Raw genomic sequence first — 23,764 nt, 5'->3', positions numbered from 1 at the left:
AATAAAAGCCTCCCCGGACTGCCGCAAAAATAAAAGACAAACCCCAAAATTCAGGTTTGTCTTTTTAATTTAACTATTCGTAATATATTTCATCAATGGCACATCCGGCCGGAACAATCGGATAAACGCCTTCTTCATTGGAAATTTTAATATGAACCAATAATGGGCCTTCTTTATCTTTAATTATTGTCAGAACATTTTTCAGTTCTTCCAAGTTGGTTACCTTATATCCAGGTATGCCACTGGCAGCCGCTAACATCAAATAATCGGTACATTGAACAATATCCGTTTGTGCATAGCGTTTTTCATTAAACAACTTTTGCCACTGGCGAACCATCCCCAAAGCTTCATTGTCAAAAAGGAAGATTTTTAAGGGGATTTGATACTTGCTCACGGTGATCAATTCCTGACAGTTCATGCGAAAACTGCCATCTCCGGCAATCAGAATGACATCGCTGTCATGATTTGCCAGCTGAACGCCGATGGAAGCCCCCAGACCAAAACCCATGGTGCCTAGACCACCAGAGGTAACAAGCTGAGCCGGACGTTTGACGTTCCAATATTGGCCCACCCACATTTGATGTTGACCAACTTCAGTAACCACAAAGGCCTCCGGATAAGCAGCATTAATGGCATTAATAATACTTTTAGGATTATAATTGTCCTTTGGACAATACGGGATCGCCCAACTCTTAATTTTTTCATACCATTCCGGATAGGTCTTTTCCGCTATTCCTTTGGTAATCAATGGCAGAACATCTTTAATATTTCCATGAATGGCAATGTCTGTTTTCACATTTTTTGCAAATTCCGTTGGATCCACATCAATGTGGATCAATTTTTTATTTCTTACAAAAGCCTCGCAGTTTCCAGTTACACGATCACTAAACCGCGCACCAATACCAATCAGCAAATCCGAATTGATTACCGCCATATTGGTTTCCTGAAAGCCATGCATGCCAACCATCCCCATGGACAGATGATGATCTCTGGGAATGCCGCCTAACCCCATCAGTGAATTTGCAACCGGGATCCCGGATTTTTCAGCAAAAGCCAACAGCTCCTGATGTGCTTTTGATTTTAAAACACCCCCACCCGTATAGATCATAGGGTTTTTAGCCGCATTGATGGCGGCAATTGCTTCTACAATTTTGGACTGATCAATTTCTGGATACGCCGGTTTCAGTTTCGGAATATCTTTCCATTCATATTCGGTTTTTGACGTGAATATATCTTTGGGGATATCAATAACAACCGGACCTGGCCGTCCGGATTGGGCAATCACAAATGCTTCCCGAATGGTTTCCGCTAAATCTGCAACATTGGTGACCAAATAATTATGCTTGGTAATCTGCATGGTGACACTGGTAATATCAATTTCCTGAAAAGAGTCCTTACCCAGAAGCGGCGTAGCAACCTGTCCGGTTATAACAACCAAAGGCACGGAATCCATATAGGCATTGGCAATACCGGTCACAGCATTTGTTGCCCCCGGTCCGGAGGTTGTAATCGCAACCCCCACCGTGTCACTGGTTCTGGCATAACCATCCGCTGCATGGACCCCATTTTGTTCATGACAGGGGCCAATTTCAGTAATATTATGATCCATTCGGTAAAAGGCATCAAACAAGGGAATAACAACCCCACCAGGAAATGAAAAAACATGCTTTATCCCTTGTTCTTCCAAACAACGAACGGTTATTTCTGATCCCATTAACAAATTTTTCTCTTCCAAATTTTCACTTCCTTCCTAATAACATTCATTTATAATTTGGTCTTATTTATTTTTCAAATACCGCGCCCGTTGATGCAGAGGTTACCAGTTTCCCGTAACGTGCCAGATAACCAGTTTTAATCTTAGGTTCAAGCGGTATCCAGGCGGCTTTACGTTTAGCCAGGACTTCATCACTCACATTCAGTTTAATCGAGCGGCCCGGTATATCAATACTGATGCGATCGCCTTCTTCAATAAGACCGATGACCCCACCGGCGGCGGCTTCTGGAGAGACATGTCCAATACTGGCCCCGCGGGTAGCACCAGAGAATCGACCATCGGTAATCAATGCCACATCTTTATCTAAACCCATTCCGGCAATGGCGGATGTCGGAAATAACATTTCGCGCATTCCCGGACCGCCCTTAGGACCTTCATAACGGATGACGATGACGTCGCCCTTCTTGATTTTTCCGCCGCGAATCGCGGTCGTTGCATCCTCTTCTGAATTATAAACTCTTGCCGGACCTTCGTGGGTAAGCATTTCCGGTGCAACCGCTGCCTGTTTCACCACGCAGCCATCAGGTGCCATATTACCAAATAACACGGCTAATCCACCTGTTTTGCTGTAAGGATTATCCAAAGGGTGAATAACATTAGGATTCTTAACCGTCACCCCAACAAGATTTTCGGCGATGGTTTTACCGGTCACAGTCAGAAGTGTGTCATCAATGAGATTCCCATCAGCCAGGGTCTTCATCATCCCCTGAATTCCCCCAGCATAATAAAGATCTTCAATATGATGATCTCCAGAAGGCGCCAATTTGCATAAATGAGGCGTTTTTGCAGAAATTTCATTCACTTCCTGTAAATCGATAATGACTCCAGCTTCATTTGCAATGGCTGGTAAATGGAGAATACTGTTAGTCGAACCGCCCATCGCCATATCGCAGGTCAAAGCGTTTTTAAAATTGGCTTCCGTTAAAATATCTCGCGGTTTAATATCTCGTTTCAACAGCTCCATAACCTGAATTCCGGCTTTTTTTGCCAGCCGAATTCGTTCCGCAAAAACAGCTGGGATCGTCCCATTTCCTGGCAGTCCCATTCCCAATACTTCCGTAAGGCAGTTCATGCTGTTGGCAGTAAACATGCCGGAACAGGAACCACATCCGGGACAAACCGAATCTTCAAACGACTTTAATCCGGATTCATCAATTTTTCCGGCATTAAATGCACCAACCGCTTCAAACGCTGTATTCAAATCCTGGTCTTTCTGTCCAAATGCCTTACCGGTTAACATGGCTCCGCCACTGACAACAACGGCAGGAATATTTAACCGTGCGGCGGCCATGAGCATGCCAGGAATTATTTTATCGCAATTAGGAATCAGCACTAATGCATCTAAAGCATGGGCAGTCGCCATGACTTCGATGGAATCCGCAATGAGTTCTCGGGAAGCCAGAGAATACTTCATTCCGCTATGTCCCATGGCAATCCCGTCACAAACCGCTATTGAAGGAAATTCAATGGGCGTTCCGCCACCCATTCGCACTCCTTCTTTAACCGCTTTGGTGATCGTATTCAGATGGATATGTCCTGGAACGATTTCATTGAATGAATTAACAACCCCAATCAGTGGTTGTTCAAGCTCTTCATCAATATAACCCATGGCCTTAAATAATGAACGTTGCGGAGTCGTTTCTACTCCTTTTTTTACTTGATCACTTTTCATTTGATATCCTTTCACAATGTTAAAAATAACGCGGCTTACATTAAAGCCTCTTTCACCTTACCGGTTAACTCAATTATCAATTAAAGAATTATTTATATCGTCTTAGAGATTTTCAATAATGCGTTGACCCATTTCAACCGTTCCGACCTTTTTCATTCCTTCGGAATAAATATCAGCAGTACGATATCCTTGAGACAATGTTTTCTTTACAGCCGCTTCAATGAGATCTGCTTCTTCAGTTAAATCCAAAGAGAAACGCAGCATCATCGCCACGGAAATAATTGTCGCGATTGGATTGGCAATATCCTGACCGGCAATATCGGGAGCTGAACCGTGGATCGGTTCATACATACCAAATTTTCCATCTGACAAACTGGCTGATGGCAGCATTCCGATGGAACCGGTAATCATGCTGGCTTCATCGGACAGAATGTCTCCAAACAGATTGCTTGTCACAATAACATCAAATTGCTTGGGATTGATGACTAATTGCATCGCAGCGTTATCTACATATAAATGATTCAATTCGACTTTCGGAAAATCTTTGGCAACTTCTAAAACAATACTTCTCCAGAAACGAGAGACGCCAAGAACATTGGCTTTGTCAACATTAGTTACTTTTTTATTCCGTTTCATGGCAATTTCAAAAGCTTTTCGGGCAATCCGCAGCACTTCCGGTCTGGTATATTTCATAACATCCCAGGCGGCATTGTCACCGTCCTGGCCTTTTTCGCCAAAATAAATACCTCCCGTCAATTCACGAACAACCATCAGGTCCAATTCATCGCCAACAATTTCCGGTTTTAACGGACAGGATGCCTTTAATTCTTCATACAGAATGGCGGGGCGCAGGTTTGCATAAAGACCCAGGGCTTTTCTTATTCCTAATAATCCGGCTTCAGGACGTTTGTCGCCAGGAAGATTGTCCCATTTAGGACCGCCAAGTGCACCAAGTAAAACCGCATCGCTTGCTTTACAGATATCAATAGTTTCCTGCGGTAATGGCGTATCACAAGTATCAATGGCAACCCCACCGGCAAGAACTTTAGTATAATCAAAGGAATGGTTAAATTTTTCGCCAATTTTGTCAAGTACTTTGGTACTGGCCCCTACAATTTCAGGGCCGATTCCATCACCTGGAATAACAGCTATTTTATAATTCATGTATAATTCTCCTATTTTCGTTTTTGATTGATTTTTTTCGTCTTTATTTTTATAATTTTTTGTTAATGCTGTTAACCAGACCGCCGACGGCAATCAGGTTTTGCATAAACTCAGGGAATGCCTGCCCCTGGAAGGTTTTGCTTTTCGTAACATTGGTAATGATACCCGTAGCGAAATCCACTGCCACTTCATCACCCGCTTCAATATTGGCCACTGCTTCAGGACATTCCAAAATGGGTAACCCAATATTAATTGAATTTCGATAAAAGATGCGGGCAAAATCGGCGGCAATGACACAAGCAATCCCGGCCGTTTTAATGGCAAGGGGGGCGTGTTCTCGGGAAGAACCGCATCCAAAATTCTTATCTGCGACAATGATGTCCCCTTTTTTAACATTCTTGACAAAATCGGCATCGATATCTTCCATGCAATGTTCCGCTAATTCTTTGGGGTCACTGGTATTAAGGTAACGTGCTGGAATAATGACGTCGGTATCAACATTATTTCCGTATCTGAATACTTTTCCTTTAGCTTTCATAATTTCTCCTTTTTCGATAATTCCGTTGGATCTGCAATCCGGCCTAAAATAGCAGAAGCTGCTGCTACCTCAGGATTTGCCAAATATACTTCTGAGTCCACATGACCCATCCGTCCAACAAAATTTCGGTTCGTAGTGGAAACACAACGTTCACCACTAGCAAGGATACCCATATGACCGCCTAAACAAGGTCCACAAGTTGGTGCACTCACCGTGGCTCCTGCTTCGACAAAAGTTTTAAAATAGCCAAGTTCCATACACTGTAAATAAATTTTCTGGGTTGCGGGAATAATGATTGTGCGAATGCCTTTAGCAACCTTATGTCCCTCAAAAATCTTTGCTGCTTTCGCAAAATCTGACAATCGGCCATTCGTACAAGATCCGATAACCACTTGATCAATATAAACAGGTTCAGTGATTTCATCTGTTGTCCTGGTGTTTTCAGGCAAATGAGGAAAAGCAACAGTGGGTTTAATCGTTGATAAATCAATTTCGATGATCTTATCGTATTCGGCATCGTCATCGGCTGCATAAACCGTGTATTCTTTCTGAGAATGCGCGGTTATATACTCAATGGTTTGCTCATCCACAATAAAGATGCCATTCTTCGCACCAGCTTCAATCGCCATGTTTGCAATGGTGAAACGATCATCCATCCTAAGATTTGCAATTCCTTCGCCAACAAATTCCATGGATTTGTAAAGAGCGCCGTCCACGCCAATCATGCCAATGATATGAAGAATTAAATCTTTACCTGAAACGTACTTATTAAATTTTCCTTTGAGCACAAATTTTATTGCTGCGGGAACTTTAAACCAAGCTTTTCCCGTTGCCATGCCAGCCGCCATATCGGTGCTGCCGACACCGGTTGAAAAAGCTCCCAAGGCACCGTAAGTACAAGTATGGGAATCTGCACCGATAACCAAATCGCCGGCAACCACCAGTCCTTTTTCAGGAAGAAGTGCATGTTCCACGCCCATTTGGCCAATTTCAAAATAGTTTGTGATGTCATGTTTTTTCGCAAATAGTCTCATCTTTTTACATTGTTCTGCTGCTTTAATATCTTTATTTGGAGCAAAATGATCTGGAACCAGCACTATCTTATCTTTATCAAATACCGTTTCAGCATTGATACCTTCAAATACATCAATCGCTACTGGTGCTGTAATATCATTTCCCAACACCAGGTCCAAATCTGCCATGATTAAATCTCCTGGTTTTACCTCGTTCAACCCGGCATGGGCTGCTAATATTTTCTGAGTCATCGTCATTCCCAATGTCACTCATCTCCTTCTAATTTCGAAAAAATTGTTTCAATTTACATTAATTTATATTCTTTCAGCTTGCGTTCCATATCGTTTAAAAGTTTATACTCAATGGAATCAATAAGGGCGATCAGACTAGCCTCAATAACGTCCGTAGAAACACCGACATTTGTCCAGATATCGACGCCATCGGAACTTTCGATAAGGACCCGTACTTTTGAAGCAGTGGCCGCTTTCGAATCGATGACCCGAACTTTAAAGTCGGTCAACCGAACCTCGCTTATTTTGGGAAAAAACACTTCCAGAGCTTTTCTCAATGCCTTGTCCAAGGCATTCACCGGTCCATCACCTTCAGCTGCATTGATTTCGGATTGTCCATCAACATTGATTTTAACCACGGCCGAAGAACTAAGGCCTTCTTTCGTATGTGGCTGTTCGCCAATCGTTTTGAAGTCTTCCAGTGTGAAAAACGGTTTGTATTTACCAAGTTCCTTGCGAATCAAGAGTTTTACACTGCTTTCGGCTCCTTCAAATTGATAGCCCTGGTATTCCAATTCCTTAATTCGATCCATCACCCGAGTTGTTTCCTCAGACTTTTTGGTTAAGCTGGGATCCACTTCGTTAATTAGCTGAATAATGGTGCTCCGGCCGGAAACTTCAGACATTAATATCCGCCGTTCATTGCCAACTGATTCCGGGGGAACATGCTCAAAAGATGCCGGATTTTTCATGACGGCATCAATGTGCATTCCACCCTTATGGGCAAAGGCGGATTTTCCAACAAAAGGTTCTCTTCCACTCAAAATATAATTTGAAATTTCGGCAATCCGGATCGCTGATGATGTCAGCTTTAAAAGTTCATCTTCGGCCAAGCAATTGTATCCCAGCTTCAATTGAAGATTCGGAATAATGGAGGATAAGTTCGCATTACCGCAACGTTCGCCATACCCAAGGAAAGTCCCCTGGACCTGTCTCGCACCGGCTTGAACCGCCATAAGGGAGTTGGCCACCGCCACCCCACTATCATTATGGCAATGAATGCCTAATGGAATATCCAGTTTCTTTCGCACATCGGTAACAATCTCCTGAATCTCAACGGGAAGAGTTCCGCCATTGGTATCACACAAGGCCAGACAATCGGCTCCACCTGCCTGCGCCGCCAATAGTGATTCAATCGCATAAACGGGATCGTTTTTGTATCCATCAAAGAAATGCTCGGCATCAAAGGTCACATCTTTGCCCTTTGCCTTAAGATAAGCCATTGTTTCTTCGATCATCCGCAGATTTTCTTCTAGTGTTGTTTTAATAATATCGGTAATGTGAAACGTCCAGCTCTTCCCAAAAATTGCCACTGCCGGAGTTTGGGTTTCCAGTATCGCCTTTAGATTTGCATCTTCTTCAACCGCAATGCCACCGCGACGGGTGCTGCCGAAAGCAACCAGTTTGGCATGTTTCAATTGCATCCCTTTGATACGATTGAAAAATTCTATATCTTTTGGATTGGAACCGGGATTGCCGGCTTCAATATAATCTACCCCAATTTTATCCAGGGTTTCCATAACTCGAATTTTGTCTTCAACAGAAAAAGAAATTCCTTCTGCCTGGGCGCCATCTCTCAGTGTTGAGTCGAAGATTATTATTTTTTCAGACATTCCAATCCTCCTTTATCAGGCATTTGAACGATTTTGATCTTCGGTTTCTTTAATATACAGCATTTGATTGACTGCATCGACATAAGCTTTTAAACTGGCATCAATAATATCCGTGCTTAAACCCCGGCCATGATAAACATGGGTACCGTCAGATATTTTTACATGCGCTTCGCCCTGAGCATCGGTACCATCGGTAACCGCCTCAACACCATAATCAATTAATGTTAGCTCATACTCCACCAATTCGCTGATGGCTTTAAATCCAGCACTGATGGGGCCATCTGCCAAAGACACCCCTTCTATTAAGTTGCCATTTTTTCTTAATCGAATGGTTGCAGCTGTTGAAATAGTATTTCCGGTACTGATAATGAAACGATCAAGGGAATAGACTTCTGGAATAGCCAACTGTTTTTGTTCCACTAAGGCTAAGATATCTTTATCCGAAATATCTTTTTTCTTATCCGCTAAAACTTTAAACTGTTCAAAAAGCTCGATCACTTCTTCAGATGTAAAATTGCTGTATCCCAAAGAATCCAGTTTTTCGACAAAAGCATGCTTTCCGGAATGCTTGCCTAAGACCATTTTTGTTTCTTTTAATCCAATCGATTCTGGCGTCATAATTTCATAAGTTTCCTTATTGGCCATCATACCATGTTGATGAATTCCGGCTTCATGAGCAAAAGCATTTTCTCCGACAATCGCTTTATTGGGTTGAACTTTTACTCCAGTTAATTTGGTTAACAATCGACTGGAGCGATAAATCTCAGTCGTTTTAATGTTTGTTTCGACCTGGTAAATATCTTTACGCGTTTTTAAAGCCATGACGATTTCTTCCAACGCTGCGTTTCCTGCCCGTTCGCCAATCCCATTCACCGTACATTCAGCCTGTCCGGCGCCTGCCTGGACTGCCGCTAACGTATTTGCGACACCCAAACCCAAGTCATTATGGACATGGACTGAAATTGTCGCTTTATCGATGTTCGGCACATTGTTTCGAATACCTTCAATAAACTTAAAATGTTCCTCAGGAGTTGCATAACCCACTGTATCAGGGACATTAACAATTGTCACGCCTTCATTAATTACGCCTTCCAGTATTCGATACAAAAAATCCGGACGAGTCCGGGAGGCATCCTCTGCTGAAAATTCAATCTCACCAAAAATATTTCTGGCAAACCGTGCCATTGCGATGGCCTGTGCTAATACTTCCTCTGGAGACATTCGCAGCTTATACTTCATGTGTATATCTGACGTTGCCAGGAAATAATGAAGTCTCGGGTTGGCAGCTCCTTTTAGTGCTTCGTGAGCTGTCATAATGTCTTTTTCTGTGCTTCTTGCTAAACTTGCAATTGTGACATCTCTTATTTCTTTGGCAACCAGTTTTACGGATTCAAAATCACCGGGAGAAGCAATGGCAAAACCCGCTTCTATGATATCAACATTAAGACGTTCGAGTTGTTTTGCCATCTCTAATTTTTCTTTTAAGTTCATGCTACAGCCTGGCGATTGTTCCCCATCCCGAAGGGTGGTATCAAATATTTTAATTGTTCTGCTCATTGCATCTCCTCCTATTATTTAAAAATAATGATTTATTTTATGTTTTAAAAAAGGGCAGAAGGTCTTCTGCCCTGATCATGTGAAAAATTATAAATTTAATCGGTCTGAGTTATTTTTTGATCCAGGACATCATCGTTCTTAAATCTGCGCCAACTTTTTCGACCTGAGTTTCGCTTCCGATTCGACGTTTTGCATTGAAATAAGGGCGACCGACCTGGTTTTCAAGCAGCCAGTTGCGGGCAAATGTACCATCTTGAATATCGTTTAAAACACCCTTCATCGCTTTTTTAGTTTCAGCTGTAATGATCTTATCTCCAGTGATATAGTCGCCATATTCAGCCGTATCACTGATCGAATAACGCATGAAGCTAAATCCGCCGCTATTGATTAAATCAACGATTAATTTCATTTCGTGAACACATTCAAAGTAAGCACTTTCAGGTTGGTATCCAGCTTCAACTAATGTATCAAAGCCAGCTTTCATTAAGGCCGTTACCCCACCGCAAAGAACGGCTTGTTCCCCGAATAGATCAGTTTCTGTTTCTTCTTTAAAGGTTGTTTCCAGGATACCGGCACGGCCTCCGCCGATTCCTGAAGCATAAGCTAAACCGATATCATGGGTATTTCCATCGGGATCTTGCTGCACCGCAATTAGGTTTGGCACCCCTTTGCCTTCTTGATATTGACTTCTTACTGTATGACCTGGTCCTTTTGGTGCAATCATAAATACATTGACATCTGCTGGTGGTTTGATTTGTCCATAATGAATGTTGAAACCATGAGCAAAGGCAAGATAATTTCCTGCTTCAAGGTTTGGTAAAATACTCTCTTTGTAAATACTGGCTTGTTTTTCATCGGGAAGAAGAATCATAATGATATCTGCAACTTTAGCAGCTTCTTCTGATGTCAGGACTTTTAACCCATCAGCTTCTGCTTTTGGCCAGGACTTGCTACCTTTGTAAAGACCGACCACGACATTTACCCCAGAATCTTTTAAATTCTGCGCATGTGCATGTCCCTGACTTCCATATCCAATTATCGCAACAGTTTTTCCATCTAATAATCCAAGATTACAATCCACATCATAAAACATTTTTGCCATTTGTTAATTTCCTCCTAAATTTTTAATCTTTCTTAATTTATATAAATCCACTTTTTAAGTGATTATTATATACAACGGATACCATGATTGGCTTAAAAATAGTACATAGATTTGGATGAAACGTCTACGAAAGTTGTGGCCTTTAAGGGGGCCACAACCTCATGCATTAGTTTCATTTGCCAAATCAAAGATTTGGATGAAACGTCAAAAAATCCACCTCTGTTATAACAGAGGCGGATATATTATCCACGGTACCACTCTAAGTATGAAATAGCCTCACAACTATTCCCTCTTCTGGTCTGAACGCATAGCGCGAACCTAACCATAGTCATTTAACGCTGACTTTCCAAAACGGATTACGGCCTTCCCTACTAATTTGGTAAATTTTCAGGTTGGCAGCTCGCAAGCGAGTATTACATACCATTGAATTATTGGAATTACACCAGTCTCCAACTCTCTTAAAAACAATATTTGGTATCTTTCTCTTGGTCATCGCCGTTGTTTTATTTGTTTACTTTGCTTATCTTTTTGTCATTATATCTATTTCTATTATCTTTGTCAATCACTAAATAGGAAAGAAATCATGATATCGATTTCTAGTTTTAAACTTCTATAATTTCGTATTCTTTGCTTCCCAATCCTAATTTAACTGCATGGTCGATGCATATTTTCCAGTCAGTTCCCGGATGGGTCAAGGCAAAACAGTCTTCTTCCCTCGAATCACTCACATGCTGTTGATGAATCTGCTCATCTAAATAGCTGCCACTGATAATCGGAGCTTTATTACAGGCATCAGCACATGCAACATCCAGCGCAACAGGATCAATGGATGCAAAAATACCAACATCCTGAATAATTGGCAAATCATTTTCAACATGACAATCACAGTTAGGTGAAACGTCCATTACAAAACTAATATGAAACTGCGGGCGGCCAGCGACAACGGCCTTGGTGTATTCGGCGATTTTTTTAGTGAGTATCTCCCTGCTTTCATCGAATTTCGGTGAAATTGCATCAAAGGGACAAATACCCACACAACGTCCACAGCCAACACAAAGATCAGGATTGATACTTGCTTTACCTTCATCACCGCCATATGATATTGCCTTCATTGCACAGATTTTTGAACACATCTCGCAACTGCGACATTTTTTTTCTTTAACATAAGGTTTGCTGGACGAATGCATTTCCATCTTTCCACGACGAGATCCCGAACCCATTCCAATATTTTTCAGAGTTCCTCCAAAACCGGTATCTTCATGCCCCTTAAAGTGAGTCATGGAAATGATGATATCCGCATCCATAATGGCCCGACCGATTTTCGCATTTTCAACATAATCTCCGTCCTCTACCGGTACCTCGATATCATCTGTTCCCTTTAACCCATCTGCAATTATCACATGGCAACCGGTCACAAACGGATTATAGCCGTTTTCATAGGCGGCGTCCAGGTGTTCCAAAGCGTTCTTTCGACGACCGACATAGAGGGTATTACAATCGGTTAAAAATGGGTTTCCGCCGGCTTCTTTAATCATATCAACAATTACCTTGGCGTAATTTGGTCTTAAGTAAGCGAGATTTCCCGGTTCGCCCAAATGGATTTTAATGGCGGCAAATTTATTTTCGAAATCAATCGTTGCTAATCCTGCCTCCGATACAAGGTTTTTCAGTTTTTGCAAAATATTGTTTGCCCCAGTCGTTCGAAATGTTGTAAAGTAAACTTTTGATTTTTGATTCATGTGTGTTCCTCCTCTTATCGTTTTTTTTTGAAAAAATCTTTTAATAAATCTTCGCACTGTTTTTCACAAATACCGGCATATATTTCCATTTTTCCTGGCAGCATGGGATGTTGTCCTAAACGTGCTGTGGACTCAACCCCGCCGAATTTTTTTTCAGTGGCGCCATACACAAGCATTGGTATTCTTGCTTGTATAATCGCACCCATGCACATGACACAGGGCTCCGCTGTTACATACAATTGACAGTCATTTAAACGCCAGCGTTTTAGTTTTTCTGCCCCGGCCCGGATAACCAGCATTTCTGCATGGGCAGTTGGATCTGGCCGCGTTTCTTTTTGGTTATGGGCCTTTGCAATAATTTTTCCTTTGTATACTAAAACTGCACCGATGGGCACCTCTCCTTTTTCTGCCCCGGTCTGAGCAATCTCGATTGCCATCGCCATATAATCCTGAAATGTTTTATGTTTAGAGATTTTAGCACCTCCTCTATCATTTGTATGATCGGTCAAACGCATTGACTCAATTTGCCAATCATCTTCAACTTGAAAAACAAAGCACTCCCAATAATGCTCTAAACCAATCCCCTTCACCATAACCTGTTTTAGGATTATTTGAAGACTGTTTCTGGGCAGTTGCAATCGGCTGAGGATCTGATACCGATTCTGGCATTGTTCCAGCGGTAATGTTTAAATTGTTAACTGCTGCTAAAAAGCGTTCGCTTCCGGCTTCCTGTAAATATGTCGTAAATACTTCATCACATGCCGAATATTCATTAAGGATGCTGGCTGTTGCTAATTCTGGATAATCGCTGCTGGTTGCTAAATAGTTATTGCAGGCGATGGAATACATTTGATTGGGATCTAAATCCACGCCGCCGATTTTTGCTGAAAAAACGCGATTTCCTTTTGATTTACTAAGATCATATTGGGCTTTAATGCCCCCCCATTGCAAATAACTGCCACTATTACCCGGCCAAGAGTTGTCATTTTTATCCATCGCAATTTGATTGTTGACACCAATTTCGATACTGGTCTCCATCATATTTAAGATATCGGCGCCGGAAACTTTTTTAGTCACTAAATAGTTGCCAAAAGGAAGGACATCAATGACCTGGCCTTTGGTAATATCGCCTGCCGCTATTTCAGCTCTTATTCCGCCGGCATTTTCAATGGCAACATCAGCGCCGGTTCCAAAAAGATAACTATCAGCAAGGGCGCGTCCCAAGTTCACTTCTCCCAAACGGACATCTTCCCAGATATTCCCGTTGTTTCCGCCAAGTTTTACCGGCGAATTTCCAATGACTTCATTTTTTATCGGATCTTCCCGGGCTTCGATTGTCGCAATCAGATTGGCTACTGTTGGATCTGCGGGAATGAGCTCATCCGTTGCCTGGCTTGCCGTAATCAGCGATTCGGTTTTATTTTCGACCGTATATGACGGTTCATCCACCTGTGTCGCTATGCCTTCAGTGTCATTCGCTGGAATTTCCGCTTGTCCTGAAATCTGGTCCTTATCACCTTCAGCTCCACTAACCGCTGCTTCTTCAAGATCATGCTCTTTTAAGGTGATCTCAACTTCACCAACCGCACTGGAATAGCAACCGGTTTGAACGATTAAGGTTCCGTTGACTTCCGAATTCTCAACATCGTGAGTATGTCCATCCACAATGACATCAATTCCGGGGACTTCCTGAGCAACAACTTCACTTCGCATCAATTCGCCATTATTAGAATCGCCCATATGGGTCAGTGCCACAATCACATCACAACCCTGAGCCTTCAGAGCCACAACGGAAGTCTTGGCCGTTTCAATAATCGATTCCTCAGTTCCGAAGGTTAGGCCTTCAACATTACTGGGAGCCGTATCAGAATAAATATCAGGACTGATCAAGCCGAATACCCCGATTTTTATGATTTCTCCGTTGACATTTATTTCTTTTATCAGATATGAATCATTGAAAAACGGCTCTCCGGAATCGGTATAACGCACATTGGCGCCTAATATTTTTGTATTTGCCATTGCTCCAAGTTCTAAAAGCCTGGCGCTTCCATAATTGAAGTCGTGATTTCCCGGCGCCATGGCGTCAAATCCGACAGCCGCCATGATTTCCGCAATGCTTCCCCCTTTTTCAATCGTCGCAAAGGATAGTCCATGAAAGGTATCTCCGGCATCCACGGTCAAATCCGGACTCTCCTGATTGATGATGGTTTTAAGCTTGGCATACCCAATGGTTTTATCGGCGCTGTAATCATACCGGGCATGGGTATCATTGGTATGGATGATCTTTAGCGTAATCGTTTCATCATTATTTACAGTCGCTCCGAAAACGGTTGATCCCCACAGTCCGAAAACCGTTAAAATCATCAGCAATAGACTAAAAACCTGTTTGCAATTTCTCATCTTCTCTCCTTGATGTTTCATTTTTTACATTCTCATATCTTGATGTTCATTATATATTTTTTTCGACTTTTTGAAAAGCTTTAAGTATCAGAAATACCCTTTGGGATTCCGCTTGTCAACCAACCTTAAATCAAATAAAAAACTGCCTCCCGATTTTAACCAGAAGACAGTTTGTTTTAAATTTTCGTACTATATTTTGAGCAAATATTTTTTCGAACCTAATTATTTTCAGTTTATGACAATACCGCCCGATTTGTGTATTTTAATAAAACCTTACCGATAGCGGTGGTTAAAATACCTGCCACGATCGCTTCCGGAACTCCATTGATTCCAATGACTGTTAAGATTACTCCATAGAGCGTTGAAAAGCCTACATTCTTAGCCTGGGCATAGCTTTGGCCAAAAAACAAATAGATGCCATTCATAACTAATAGGGTATTCGTGAGTGATCCGCCCACTCCGGCAACACTCAGTGCCAACACATCATTATTTTTAATTTTTTTCATCCCTTTGTAAAGATAATAAGGAACAACCCCCACTAATATTCTGGGTACGAAACAAATAACTAAACTCCAGAAATTTCCGGAACTGGTTCCAATGGAATAAAATGGAGTAAATACGAAAGATGTGACCGTCGGATTAAACGTATTATTAATTAAACTCGTCAAGCCAAAGACAAATCCCAGAAAAGCACCATAAAATGGTCCCAGAAGAATACTACCGATAATAACCGGGATGTGGATAATGGTCGCCCGCGTGAACCCCAGGGGGATATACCCCAGAAACGGTGTTGCGGCCAAAAGAACAATGATCGCTACAAAAAAGGATACTTTGACCAAATCGTTGGTCTTTACGTTTTTCATTTGATTACCTCCCGCTATCGTTCCAGTCATGCCGGATACAATGCAACTATATTTTAACTTCTTTTTAATTAAAATTCAAGGAAAACTTGTGTTTACTCTTATCCCTTATCTTTGATATAATAGATGAGTAAAATTCAAATAAAAACGGGACTGTCGCAAATAAAGTTCAAAAAGGAATCCAGATGAAAAAACTATTGAAGAATAAAACGGTGGTACTTGGTATTACTGGAAGTATTGCTGCCTATAAAATGGCTAATGTCGCCAGCAGTCTTGCAAAAATGGACTGTGATGTGCAAGTCATTATGACAAAAAATGCACAAGAATTCATTTCACCTCTTGTTTTTGAAAGTTTGACCGGGAACAAATGCATTGTCGATACATTTGACCGCAATATAAGTTATGATATTGCCCATGTTAGTTTGGCAAAAAAGGCCGATCTCTTTATGGTCGCACCTGCCACTGCCAATATCATCGGTAAAATCGCCAATGGTATCGCCGATGATATGCTGACGACCACCATTATGGCTTGTCGGTGTCCAAAACTTATTGCTCCGGCCATGAACACGGCCATGTACGAAAACCCCATTCTCCAGAATAATTTATCACAACTAAAGGAATTTGGTTATCAAATCATTGATCCCGCCGTTGGCATTCTTGCCTGTAAAGATTTTGGGACTGGAAAACTTCCCAAAGAAGATTTGCTGGTTGCTCATATTCTCCGTGAAATTGCCTATCGTAAAGATCTTTCGGGTAAAAATATATTGATTACCGCTGGACCCACCTGCGAAGCGATTGATCCGGTTCGGTATATCACCAACCACTCCAGTGGTAAAATGGGTTATGCTTTGGCAACCGCGGCTATGCTTCGCGGCGCGGCGGTAACCTTGATAAGTGGAAAAACAGCTCTTGTTCCACCTGCTTTCGTTAATCTCGTCTCCGTATTTTCCGCCAGTGAAATGTGTGCAGAAGTGATGGATCATTTTGAAGCAACCGACATCGTCATTAAATCTGCTGCCGTCGCTGATTTCAAGCCCAAAACCTATTCTGACGAAAAACTGAAAAAGCGAGCTGGTCTTCCCGAAATACAGTTAACTTCCACCATTGATATTTTAAAAACGATCGGTGAAAAAAAACGGTCTGATCAATTTATCTGCGGTTTTTCAATGGAAACCGAAAATATGATTGAAAACACCACGGAAAAGCTTGAACATAAGAATGTCAATATGATGGTTGCCAATAACCTCAAAGAAAAAGGCGCCGGTTTTAATACATCCACCAACCGGGTCACGATTATAACCCCGGATAGAGCAGAAGAACTTCCGCTCTTATCAAAAGATGATGTGGCTCATCGCGTTCTTGATGCGATTATAGATGAACTGTAATGACCATTTCACAACTCAGTCATATTGCCATGGAAATGGGTGTTATTTTACTTTCAAACGGTGCCGAAACCTACCGAGTTGAGGAGTCGATGCACCGTATCTGCATTGCTTTAGGCGCACGAGAAGCTGAAATTTTTTGTGTTCCGACAACGATTATTATCTCAATCACGATGGATGATATTGAAACCCTTACCCTAACCCGACGTATTCATACCCGCGTAACGGATTTAACAAAGGTTGATGAAATGAATCATTTATCACGGCAAATTTGTTACGAGGCCATTTCTTATGATGAACTGCTCCTGGAAATTAAGCATATTAACAACGCGCCTTCTTATCCTTACCTTCTGCAAGTTTTAGCTTTTGCCTTTATTTCACAAATGTTCACTTTGTTTTTTGGCGGGAGTTTTAAAGACAGCTGCATCGGTTTTATTATCGGAATCGGCACCAAACTGTTGATGGATATTATGAGTCGACTGGAGACAAACAACTTTTTTATTAATATGGTTGGTGGCTTTATTGCCGCCACCGTTGCAGTCACTGCGGCCGGTCTGGGATTGACCACTCATATGAATACCATCATCATCGGATCGATCATGACGCTTGTTCCCGGACTTGTCATCACCAATGCAATCCGGGATATTATTGCCGGAGATTATCTGGCCGGCTTGACAAAAGGTATCGAAGCACTGCTTATTGCCGCCTCTATTGCCGCAGGCGTTGCTGTACCGCTTAGTCTGCTAAGACCTTTCTGGGGAGGATGATCCAATGACTTATTTTTTACCGTGTCTTTACGCTTTTGGTGCATCTTTTGCTTTTGCCGTTGTATTCAACATCAAAAAGAACAAACTTCTTTTTTCCGCACTTGGCGGTTTTGTCGGTCAATTAACCTTTGCACTCTTTCAATTAATCATCGGCAATGATGTTATCCTATATATGCTTGCTGCTATCGCCATCTCTCTCTACGCCGAAATCATGGCCCGGGCGACCAGTTCACCCACCACAATTTATCTGGCTGTCGCCTTGATTCCCCTCGTTCCAGGCGGTGGCATGTACTATACCATGTTGTATTTTATCAATGGCGAAACGGACCTTGGCGTTTCAACCGGCATCCATACCCTTCTTATCTCAGGTGCCATGGCAGTGGGCATTATCCTGGTTTCCTCTTTGGTCACGCTGACTCGAAAGATAATGATTCGAAGAAGACTTTCAATAAGAAAACAATCCAAACAGGATTTAAATGAATCTGAATAAAAGCGACCGGCATCACAGCCGTTTGAGTTTGTCGGTAAATTTCTATAAATCACCTCAATAAAGCAGGATTTACATTTAGTATATTTCAGCACATAAAACAGGGGCGATCGATGATCGCCCCTGTTGAACTAAAAGTAGCCAAAACCAAATTAAATTTGTCAGGAGTCTGAACTGACTAAATTAATTTCTTGTTAAATCAGCAGCAATTCCCGCCGCCACAGCCTTCACATCCTGATGAACTTTGTGATTTCTTAATCATCTCAATAATATCTTCTCTGGTCATTCCGGCCCAAGTGGCAAGATCTGAATTTGCTGGATAGTCTCCCATTTTTTTTATTTCATCATCCACCACAGTGATCGGAAGCGCTCCCATCCCGACGTTGATTAAAGCATCATTTACTTTTATATTTTGAACAAAAACCTCCGGCGCACTTGAAAGATTATATCTCACAATTTTTTTGCCCATTCCTTCCAGCTCGCTGATAAACGTCGCGATTCGCAATAATTCCGGATCCACACCCGGTCCACAGACTCCCGTTGAACAACACATTGCTGGTTCAAATATTTCTACTTTACTCATTTCAATTCTCCTTTTAATTCTTTATTTTTCATAACCCTGAGGATGGATTCGATGCCATTCCCATGCCGTTTTTATGATGGTATCTAGATCAGAATATGTGGGCGTCCACCCTAACTGACTTTGAGCTTTTTGTGAAGACGCAATGAGCACCGCCGGATCACCAGGTCGCCGACCAGCCATTTCTACTTCAAATTCTTTTCCGGTAATACTTTTTGCCCGTTCAATCACTTCTTTCACCGAAAAGCCATTGCCATTGCCCAAATTAAACACATCACTTTGACCACCCCGAAACAATTTTTCCATTCCCAAAATATGGGCAGTTGCGATGTCCGTCACATGAATGTAATCTCGAACGCACGTTCCGTCGAATGTTTTGTAATTATCACCAAAGATAGATATTTTTTCCCGCTGTCCCAAGGCCGTCTGTAATATCAATGGAATCAAATGACTCTCAGGCGTGTGATCCTCTCCAATTTCACCAGAGGGGTAAGCACCAGAAGCATTAAAATATCGAAAAATCATATAACTCAATCCATGTGCTTCGCCAATCCATTTCAACATTTTTTCAACTGCTAATTTTGTCTCACCATAGGTATTTGTGGGTTTTTTTGTTGTTGCTTCGGTAATTGGCAACTCCTCCGGTTCCCCATATACTGCCGCTGTAGAAGAAAAAATAAAATTTTTCACTTTGAATTCTACCATAGTTTCTAAAAGACACAGTGTTCCGTAGACATTATTGTTATAATATTTTATGGGCCGTTCCATGGATTCGCCGACCTGGGAATTGGCACAAAAATGCATGACGCAATCAAACTGATGCTTTTGAAACACTTCTTTTAAAAAATTTTTATCCCGAATGTCTCCTGTTTCAATTATCACCGCTTTGGGAACTGACTCGATATGTCCAGTTGAAAAATTATCTAAAACAACCACTTCATAATTTTTATTCAAAAGTTCCCTGACAATATGAGAGCCAATATAACCAGCACCTCCGCATACTAATACTTTCATTTGAACTCCTTTTTAAGATCTAACTAACTTTTATATTGTAACACGTTTACCATCCGCTCACCAGACCCTGACATCTAATAGTTCTAAAAAAATATTATTATTACTTTCATTCGACTTTAATTTTTTTAAATTAACTTTTATTGTATATTATAATAAAATGTATTATAATTGAAAAAAAAGCATCCAAACAATGTTGCAATTCCCATCAGATTATTCAATACTCGCTTTTATCTGTAAATGCAAGGAGATGTGAAGAGTGTCAGATTCAATTATTACCAAAAAAGCTCTAGCGATGGCAATGAAAGCGTTGATGGAAAAAATGCCCTTCAATAAAATCAATGTCGGTCATATTTGCGATATGTGTGATCTGAACCGAAAAAGTTTTTACTATCATTTTAAAGATAAATATGATTTGGTTAACTGGATTTATTATACCGAATTTATTGAAACCATACAAACTCAGTTCTATAAGGATGGTTGGGCTTTTCTGGATGATATTTGCCGATACTTTTATAAAAATCGAGTTTTTTATATCAATGCATTCCAGGTAAGTGGTCAAAATTCTTTTCAGGACTACTTTAGAGATATTTTACATCCATTTGTTCTTAATTATTTAAAAGAAATACTGACCACCGATGAAAATCCAGAGTTTTTCACAATATTTTTCACTGACGCTTTTATTGTTGCCATTGAAAGATGGCTAAAAGAAACCCCTTGTCGTCCGCCAGATGATTTTATTAATTTATTAAAAACATCTCTCGGAGGCCTAGCCAAAAAAATTGTATATGATATGAATGAAGATAATCTAACCACCATATAAAATCCAGGGAACCGCTTTAAACCTATAAAAGCGATTTCCCAGATACATTAATTGGCATATTTTTCTTTAAAATTTCCCGTAAGCTGCTTTTAAGCAGATTATTATTTTTTCCATCTATTTCTCCCGCTGATGTGTAAAGCTGTCCATTTGAATTGAATCCAATGGAATGGCTATCTTCTGAAATAATCTGATTGATATAACTTATATCGGAAGTAAACTCCATTAAGAAAATAGGATATTGCTGTTTTTCACGGACCCTCAATACATAATTTCTGACTTCTTTTTTTACCTCAAAACTACATAACTTTTCTTTAATTAAAAATGCAAAGGTGCTCGATGTCCGTAACGCACGTTTAATCCAGTCTCCCGTTATAATCTCTGCAAATTTATTATCATTATAAAAGGAATGAACGGCATACAAAAAACCATTTTCTGTTAGGAAGCCTGCCATTTTTAAAAATTCTTTGGATTCAGATAATATTGAAATCATAAAATTATGATATTTATATAATTCTTCAACAATTTGTGTTTTTATAAACTCCCCTTCTAAAAAAATCACAAATGCACAATCTGGAAATTTTTTCAGTAAATAGACTGCCTGTTGTATTTTACTGGTTGGACAGAAAATCAGATACACATAAATCCCTAATTTTTCACCTTGTGAAATTACTTTTTCAATCTCATATTCTGTTATTTTATTTTGCGGACTCTTCATTGAAAAAGCAATTGTCCAAGGTATATTAAAGCGATATTTCTTCTCATTTTCTCTAATTTGTTTAGCACCATTCGTACAACCATTATAACCAAGATTGATACCAAATGTTTTTAATGTCTCATGATTTACTTTAGTAATAATATTTTTTGCATGTTGATAATATGGACTTTCTTCATTTTCAAGCATTTTCTGAGCAATCTCAAAAAAATATTTTTGGAACCGACCATTTGAAAAATTTTGCCCTAGATCAACTATGTTCCGGATACTACGTTCTACATCTGTCTCCATGTCAATTAGCACTTTATCAACGGTTAATTCAACGATTGTTTTGGTAATATCTGCCTTTTCCAAAAATAGTCCTCCTTGATCTTTTTCTGTTTCAACTATATATCTTTTCATTTTTTTGTAATAGGGACAATTTTTTATTAATGTCCCAAAAGGTAACATTTTATTATATTGTAACAAATTTACTCAAATTTTTCCTTTTGTCCAATGACAAAAATCAAACTCATTATTAAAATGAAGCTAAGCTTATAAACTTAAATAAAACTTTGAAAGGATTCGCAAAAATGGCTGACAAAACGATAAAGGAAAATGTAAAGTCTTTCGCTGGAAAAAAAGTATTCGATTATCTCGGAGAAGATCCTGATAAAAATCTTCCCAAACTGATGGACTGGGTAGACCGATTTGATGTCAATGATCTATTTGTTTCTCAAAGAAGGGTATTTCGTAATATTTTAGATGATCCTGCTGGTAATTGGTACCAATTAATAAAAAGTCTCTGGACTGATATTGATGTTGAAGTCCGTAAAACATTTTTTAATAATTTTATTGTAAATACTGCATTAATTGGATGTGGACGGCAGGAAAAAGCTAAAGAAAAATACCATTGCAATATACCATGGGCAATCTTAATGGATCCAACTTCTGCCTGTAATCTTTCCTGTATCGGTTGCTGGGCAGCTGAATATGGTAATAAATTAAATATGAGTTACGAAATTCTTGATGATATCATAAATCAGGGTAAAAAAGTAGGAACTTATATGTATATTTATTCCGGCGGTGAACCACTCGTACGAAAAAAGGATATTATCAGACTCTGTGAAGCTCATCCAGACTGTGAATTTCTTTCTTTTACCAATGCAACCCTCATTGATGAAGATTTTGCCGATGAAATGCTTCGCGTAAAAAATTTTGTACCAGCAATTAGTATTGAAGGTTTTGAAGAAGAAACTGATTTTAGAAGAGGAAAAGGCACCTATCAAAAAATCATTCAGGCAATGGAAATATTAAAAAGGAAAAAACTACCATTCGGTATTTCCTGCTGTTACACCAATAAAAATGCAGAAATTATTGGTAGTGAAGAATACATCGATGACATGATTGAAAAAGGCGCAAAATTTGCCTGGTTCTTCACCTATATGCCAGTTGGTTTGGATGCCGTTCCAGAACTAATGGCATCTTCATCACAACGGGAATTTATGTATCATCAAATTCGAAAATTCAGGGAAACAAAAGAAATTTTCACCATGGACTTCTGGAATGACGGAGAATATGTAAAAGGCTGTATCGCCGGTGGAAGAAACTACCTTCATATCAATGCCAATGGTGATATTGAACCTTGTGCTTTTATTCATTACTCTGATTCCAGCATTTATGATAAAACCCTATTAGAAGCTTATCAATCACCTCTATTTATGGAATATCATCAACATCAGCCTTTTAATGAAAACCATTTGCGTCCTTGCCCGCTGCTGGATAATCCCGGTGAATTGACAAAAATGATAGAATCTTCCAAAGCAAAATCAACCGATTTTCAAAATCCTGAAAATGTCGTTGAACTATCATCAAAATGTAAAAAAGCAGCCGATAATTGGGCTCCGGTTGCTGAAAACCTGTGGAAAGGCTCTCATCCCCAAATATAATAAATAAACAAACTAAAAGGAACCCCTGTGGGGTTCCTCAGAGCGAAGACAAACCCGATTACAAGTAAACAAAGCTGTGATCGGGTTTTTATATTGCTGCCGGAAAATGAAAAAATAGGAAAAAACGTGAAGGTACTACAAAACGGATTCGTTTCCGGTACAGCAGATTTGCCAGTTTTTTCATATTCAGACATGCCAAAGTTAGCCCGATCTGCATGGCAACTCGGGCCTTCCCGACATACTGTGTATAGCGCATCCCGTGATGTTCCTTGGCCGTGCCAAAGACTCGTTCGATGGTTTCTTTACGCAGTTGGTATTCTTCTTTGCGTCCGATTGTGTGCCGGATTTCTT

20 protein-coding genes and 1 pseudogene are annotated in these 23,764 nt (G+C 40.4%); 5 read left to right on the top strand and 16 right to left on the bottom strand.

Annotated elements, in window-relative coordinates; all coding sequences use genetic code 11:
• Positions 1-73 precede the first annotated feature (73 nt).
• From ilvB to FZC40_RS00050, 12 genes are all read right to left on the bottom strand, one after another.
• A complete protein-coding gene (ilvB, locus tag FZC40_RS00105) occupies positions 74-1,735 on the bottom strand; it encodes a biosynthetic-type acetolactate synthase large subunit (protein WP_148601920.1) in 1,662 nt (553 codons plus the stop codon).
• A gap of 46 nt (positions 1,736-1,781) precedes the next feature.
• Positions 1,782-3,446, bottom strand: a complete 1,665-nt coding sequence (ilvD, locus tag FZC40_RS00100) for a dihydroxy-acid dehydratase (protein ID WP_148601919.1) — start codon at positions 3,444-3,446, stop codon at positions 1,782-1,784.
• Positions 3,447-3,548: 102 nt separating this feature from the next.
• Positions 3,549-4,610, bottom strand: a complete 1,062-nt coding sequence (gene leuB, locus FZC40_RS00095; protein WP_148601918.1) for a 3-isopropylmalate dehydrogenase — start codon at positions 4,608-4,610, stop codon at positions 3,549-3,551.
• Between the two features lie 49 nt (positions 4,611-4,659).
• Positions 4,660-5,148 (bottom strand): 3-isopropylmalate dehydratase small subunit, encoded by a 489-nt coding sequence (gene leuD, locus FZC40_RS00090; RefSeq protein ID WP_148601917.1) that lies wholly within the window; start codon positions 5,146-5,148, stop codon positions 4,660-4,662.
• A complete protein-coding gene (leuC, locus tag FZC40_RS00085; RefSeq protein WP_148601916.1) occupies positions 5,145-6,425 on the bottom strand; it encodes a 3-isopropylmalate dehydratase large subunit in 1,281 nt (426 codons plus the stop codon). Before leuC ends, leuD begins: the two co-directional genes overlap by 4 nt.
• 41 nt (positions 6,426-6,466) lie before the next feature.
• Positions 6,467-8,065 carry a citramalate synthase gene (gene cimA, locus FZC40_RS00080; RefSeq protein WP_148601915.1) on the bottom strand — a complete coding sequence of 533 codons (1,599 nt, stop codon included), beginning with the start codon at positions 8,063-8,065 and terminating at the stop codon, positions 6,467-6,469.
• A 15-nt stretch (positions 8,066-8,080) separates the two neighbouring features.
• Positions 8,081-9,622: a 2-isopropylmalate synthase gene (locus tag FZC40_RS00075; RefSeq protein WP_148601914.1), complete on the bottom strand. Its 1,542-nt coding sequence runs from the start codon at positions 9,620-9,622 to the stop codon at positions 8,081-8,083.
• Between the two features lie 109 nt (positions 9,623-9,731).
• The gene (gene ilvC / locus FZC40_RS00070; RefSeq protein WP_148601913.1) at positions 9,732-10,724 is read right to left on the bottom strand and encodes a ketol-acid reductoisomerase; all 993 of its coding nucleotides are present in this window, start codon (positions 10,722-10,724) and stop codon (positions 9,732-9,734) included.
• 602 nt (positions 10,725-11,326) lie between these two features.
• The gene (locus FZC40_RS00065; RefSeq protein WP_148601912.1) at positions 11,327-12,463 is read right to left on the bottom strand and encodes a DUF362 domain-containing protein; all 1,137 of its coding nucleotides are present in this window, start codon (positions 12,461-12,463) and stop codon (positions 11,327-11,329) included.
• Positions 12,464-12,477: 14 nt separating this feature from the next.
• On the bottom strand, positions 12,478-12,900 hold the full coding sequence (locus FZC40_RS00060) for a nucleoside deaminase (protein ID WP_243135592.1): 423 nt from the start codon (positions 12,898-12,900) through the stop codon (positions 12,478-12,480).
• A 100-nt stretch (positions 12,901-13,000) separates the two neighbouring features.
• Positions 13,001-14,863 carry a bifunctional metallophosphatase/5'-nucleotidase gene (locus tag FZC40_RS00055; RefSeq protein WP_186843628.1) on the bottom strand — a complete coding sequence of 621 codons (1,863 nt, stop codon included), beginning with the start codon at positions 14,861-14,863 and terminating at the stop codon, positions 13,001-13,003.
• A 233-nt stretch (positions 14,864-15,096) separates the two neighbouring features.
• Complete coding sequence (locus FZC40_RS00050; RefSeq protein ID WP_148601909.1) at positions 15,097-15,726, bottom strand: ECF transporter S component; 630 nt, start codon at positions 15,724-15,726, stop codon at positions 15,097-15,099.
• Between the two features lie 182 nt (positions 15,727-15,908).
• On the opposite strand from FZC40_RS00050, the gene coaBC reads away from it, so the two are divergent.
• The 3 genes from coaBC to FZC40_RS00035 are packed head-to-tail and all read left to right on the top strand — an operon-like array spanning position 15,909 to position 18,362.
• Complete coding sequence (gene coaBC, locus FZC40_RS00045; RefSeq protein WP_148601908.1) at positions 15,909-17,108, top strand: bifunctional phosphopantothenoylcysteine decarboxylase/phosphopantothenate--cysteine ligase CoaBC; 1,200 nt, start codon at positions 15,909-15,911, stop codon at positions 17,106-17,108.
• A complete protein-coding gene (locus FZC40_RS00040; RefSeq protein WP_148601907.1) occupies positions 17,108-17,872 on the top strand; it encodes a threonine/serine exporter family protein in 765 nt (254 codons plus the stop codon). The genes coaBC and FZC40_RS00040 overlap by 1 nt, the downstream gene beginning before the upstream one ends.
• Positions 17,873-17,876: 4 nt before the next feature.
• Positions 17,877-18,362 (top strand): threonine/serine exporter family protein, encoded by a 486-nt coding sequence (locus tag FZC40_RS00035; RefSeq protein ID WP_148601906.1) that lies wholly within the window; start codon positions 17,877-17,879, stop codon positions 18,360-18,362.
• A gap of 196 nt (positions 18,363-18,558) precedes the next feature.
• Here the strand turns inward: FZC40_RS00035 and arsD are convergent, their stop codons facing one another.
• A complete protein-coding gene (gene arsD / locus FZC40_RS00030) occupies positions 18,559-18,942 on the bottom strand; it encodes an arsenite efflux transporter metallochaperone ArsD (protein ID WP_148601905.1) in 384 nt (127 codons plus the stop codon).
• A 21-nt stretch (positions 18,943-18,963) separates the two neighbouring features.
• The gene (gene galE / locus FZC40_RS00025; protein ID WP_148601904.1) at positions 18,964-19,953 is read right to left on the bottom strand and encodes a UDP-glucose 4-epimerase GalE; all 990 of its coding nucleotides are present in this window, start codon (positions 19,951-19,953) and stop codon (positions 18,964-18,966) included.
• A 256-nt stretch (positions 19,954-20,209) separates the two neighbouring features.
• Here galE and FZC40_RS00020 point away from each other — a divergent pair, with 256 nt between their 5' ends.
• Positions 20,210-20,773, top strand: coding sequence for a TetR/AcrR family transcriptional regulator C-terminal domain-containing protein (locus FZC40_RS00020; protein WP_148601903.1), 564 nt, complete (start codon positions 20,210-20,212; stop codon positions 20,771-20,773).
• A 22-nt stretch (positions 20,774-20,795) separates the two neighbouring features.
• Here FZC40_RS00020 and FZC40_RS00015 read toward each other — a convergent pair whose 3' ends face one another.
• Positions 20,796-21,839 (bottom strand): hypothetical protein, encoded by a 1,044-nt coding sequence (locus tag FZC40_RS00015; RefSeq protein WP_148601902.1) that lies wholly within the window; start codon positions 21,837-21,839, stop codon positions 20,796-20,798.
• 218 nt (positions 21,840-22,057) lie between these two features.
• Between FZC40_RS00015 and FZC40_RS00010 the strand changes: the two genes are divergently transcribed.
• A complete protein-coding gene (locus tag FZC40_RS00010; protein WP_148601901.1) occupies positions 22,058-23,413 on the top strand; it encodes a radical SAM/SPASM domain-containing protein in 1,356 nt (451 codons plus the stop codon).
• A 160-nt stretch (positions 23,414-23,573) separates the two neighbouring features.
• On the opposite strand, the pseudogene FZC40_RS00005 reads toward FZC40_RS00010, so the two are convergent.
• Positions 23,574-23,764: pseudogene (locus FZC40_RS00005) on the bottom strand (transposase); the annotation flags it as partial.

Source organism: Acetobacterium tundrae (assembly GCF_008086615.1).
Classification (GTDB): domain Bacteria; phylum Bacillota; class Clostridia; order Eubacteriales; family Eubacteriaceae; genus Acetobacterium; species Acetobacterium tundrae.
The sequence above is the reverse complement of the archived record's forward strand: the minus strand, read 5'-3'. Positions and strand labels throughout refer to the sequence as shown.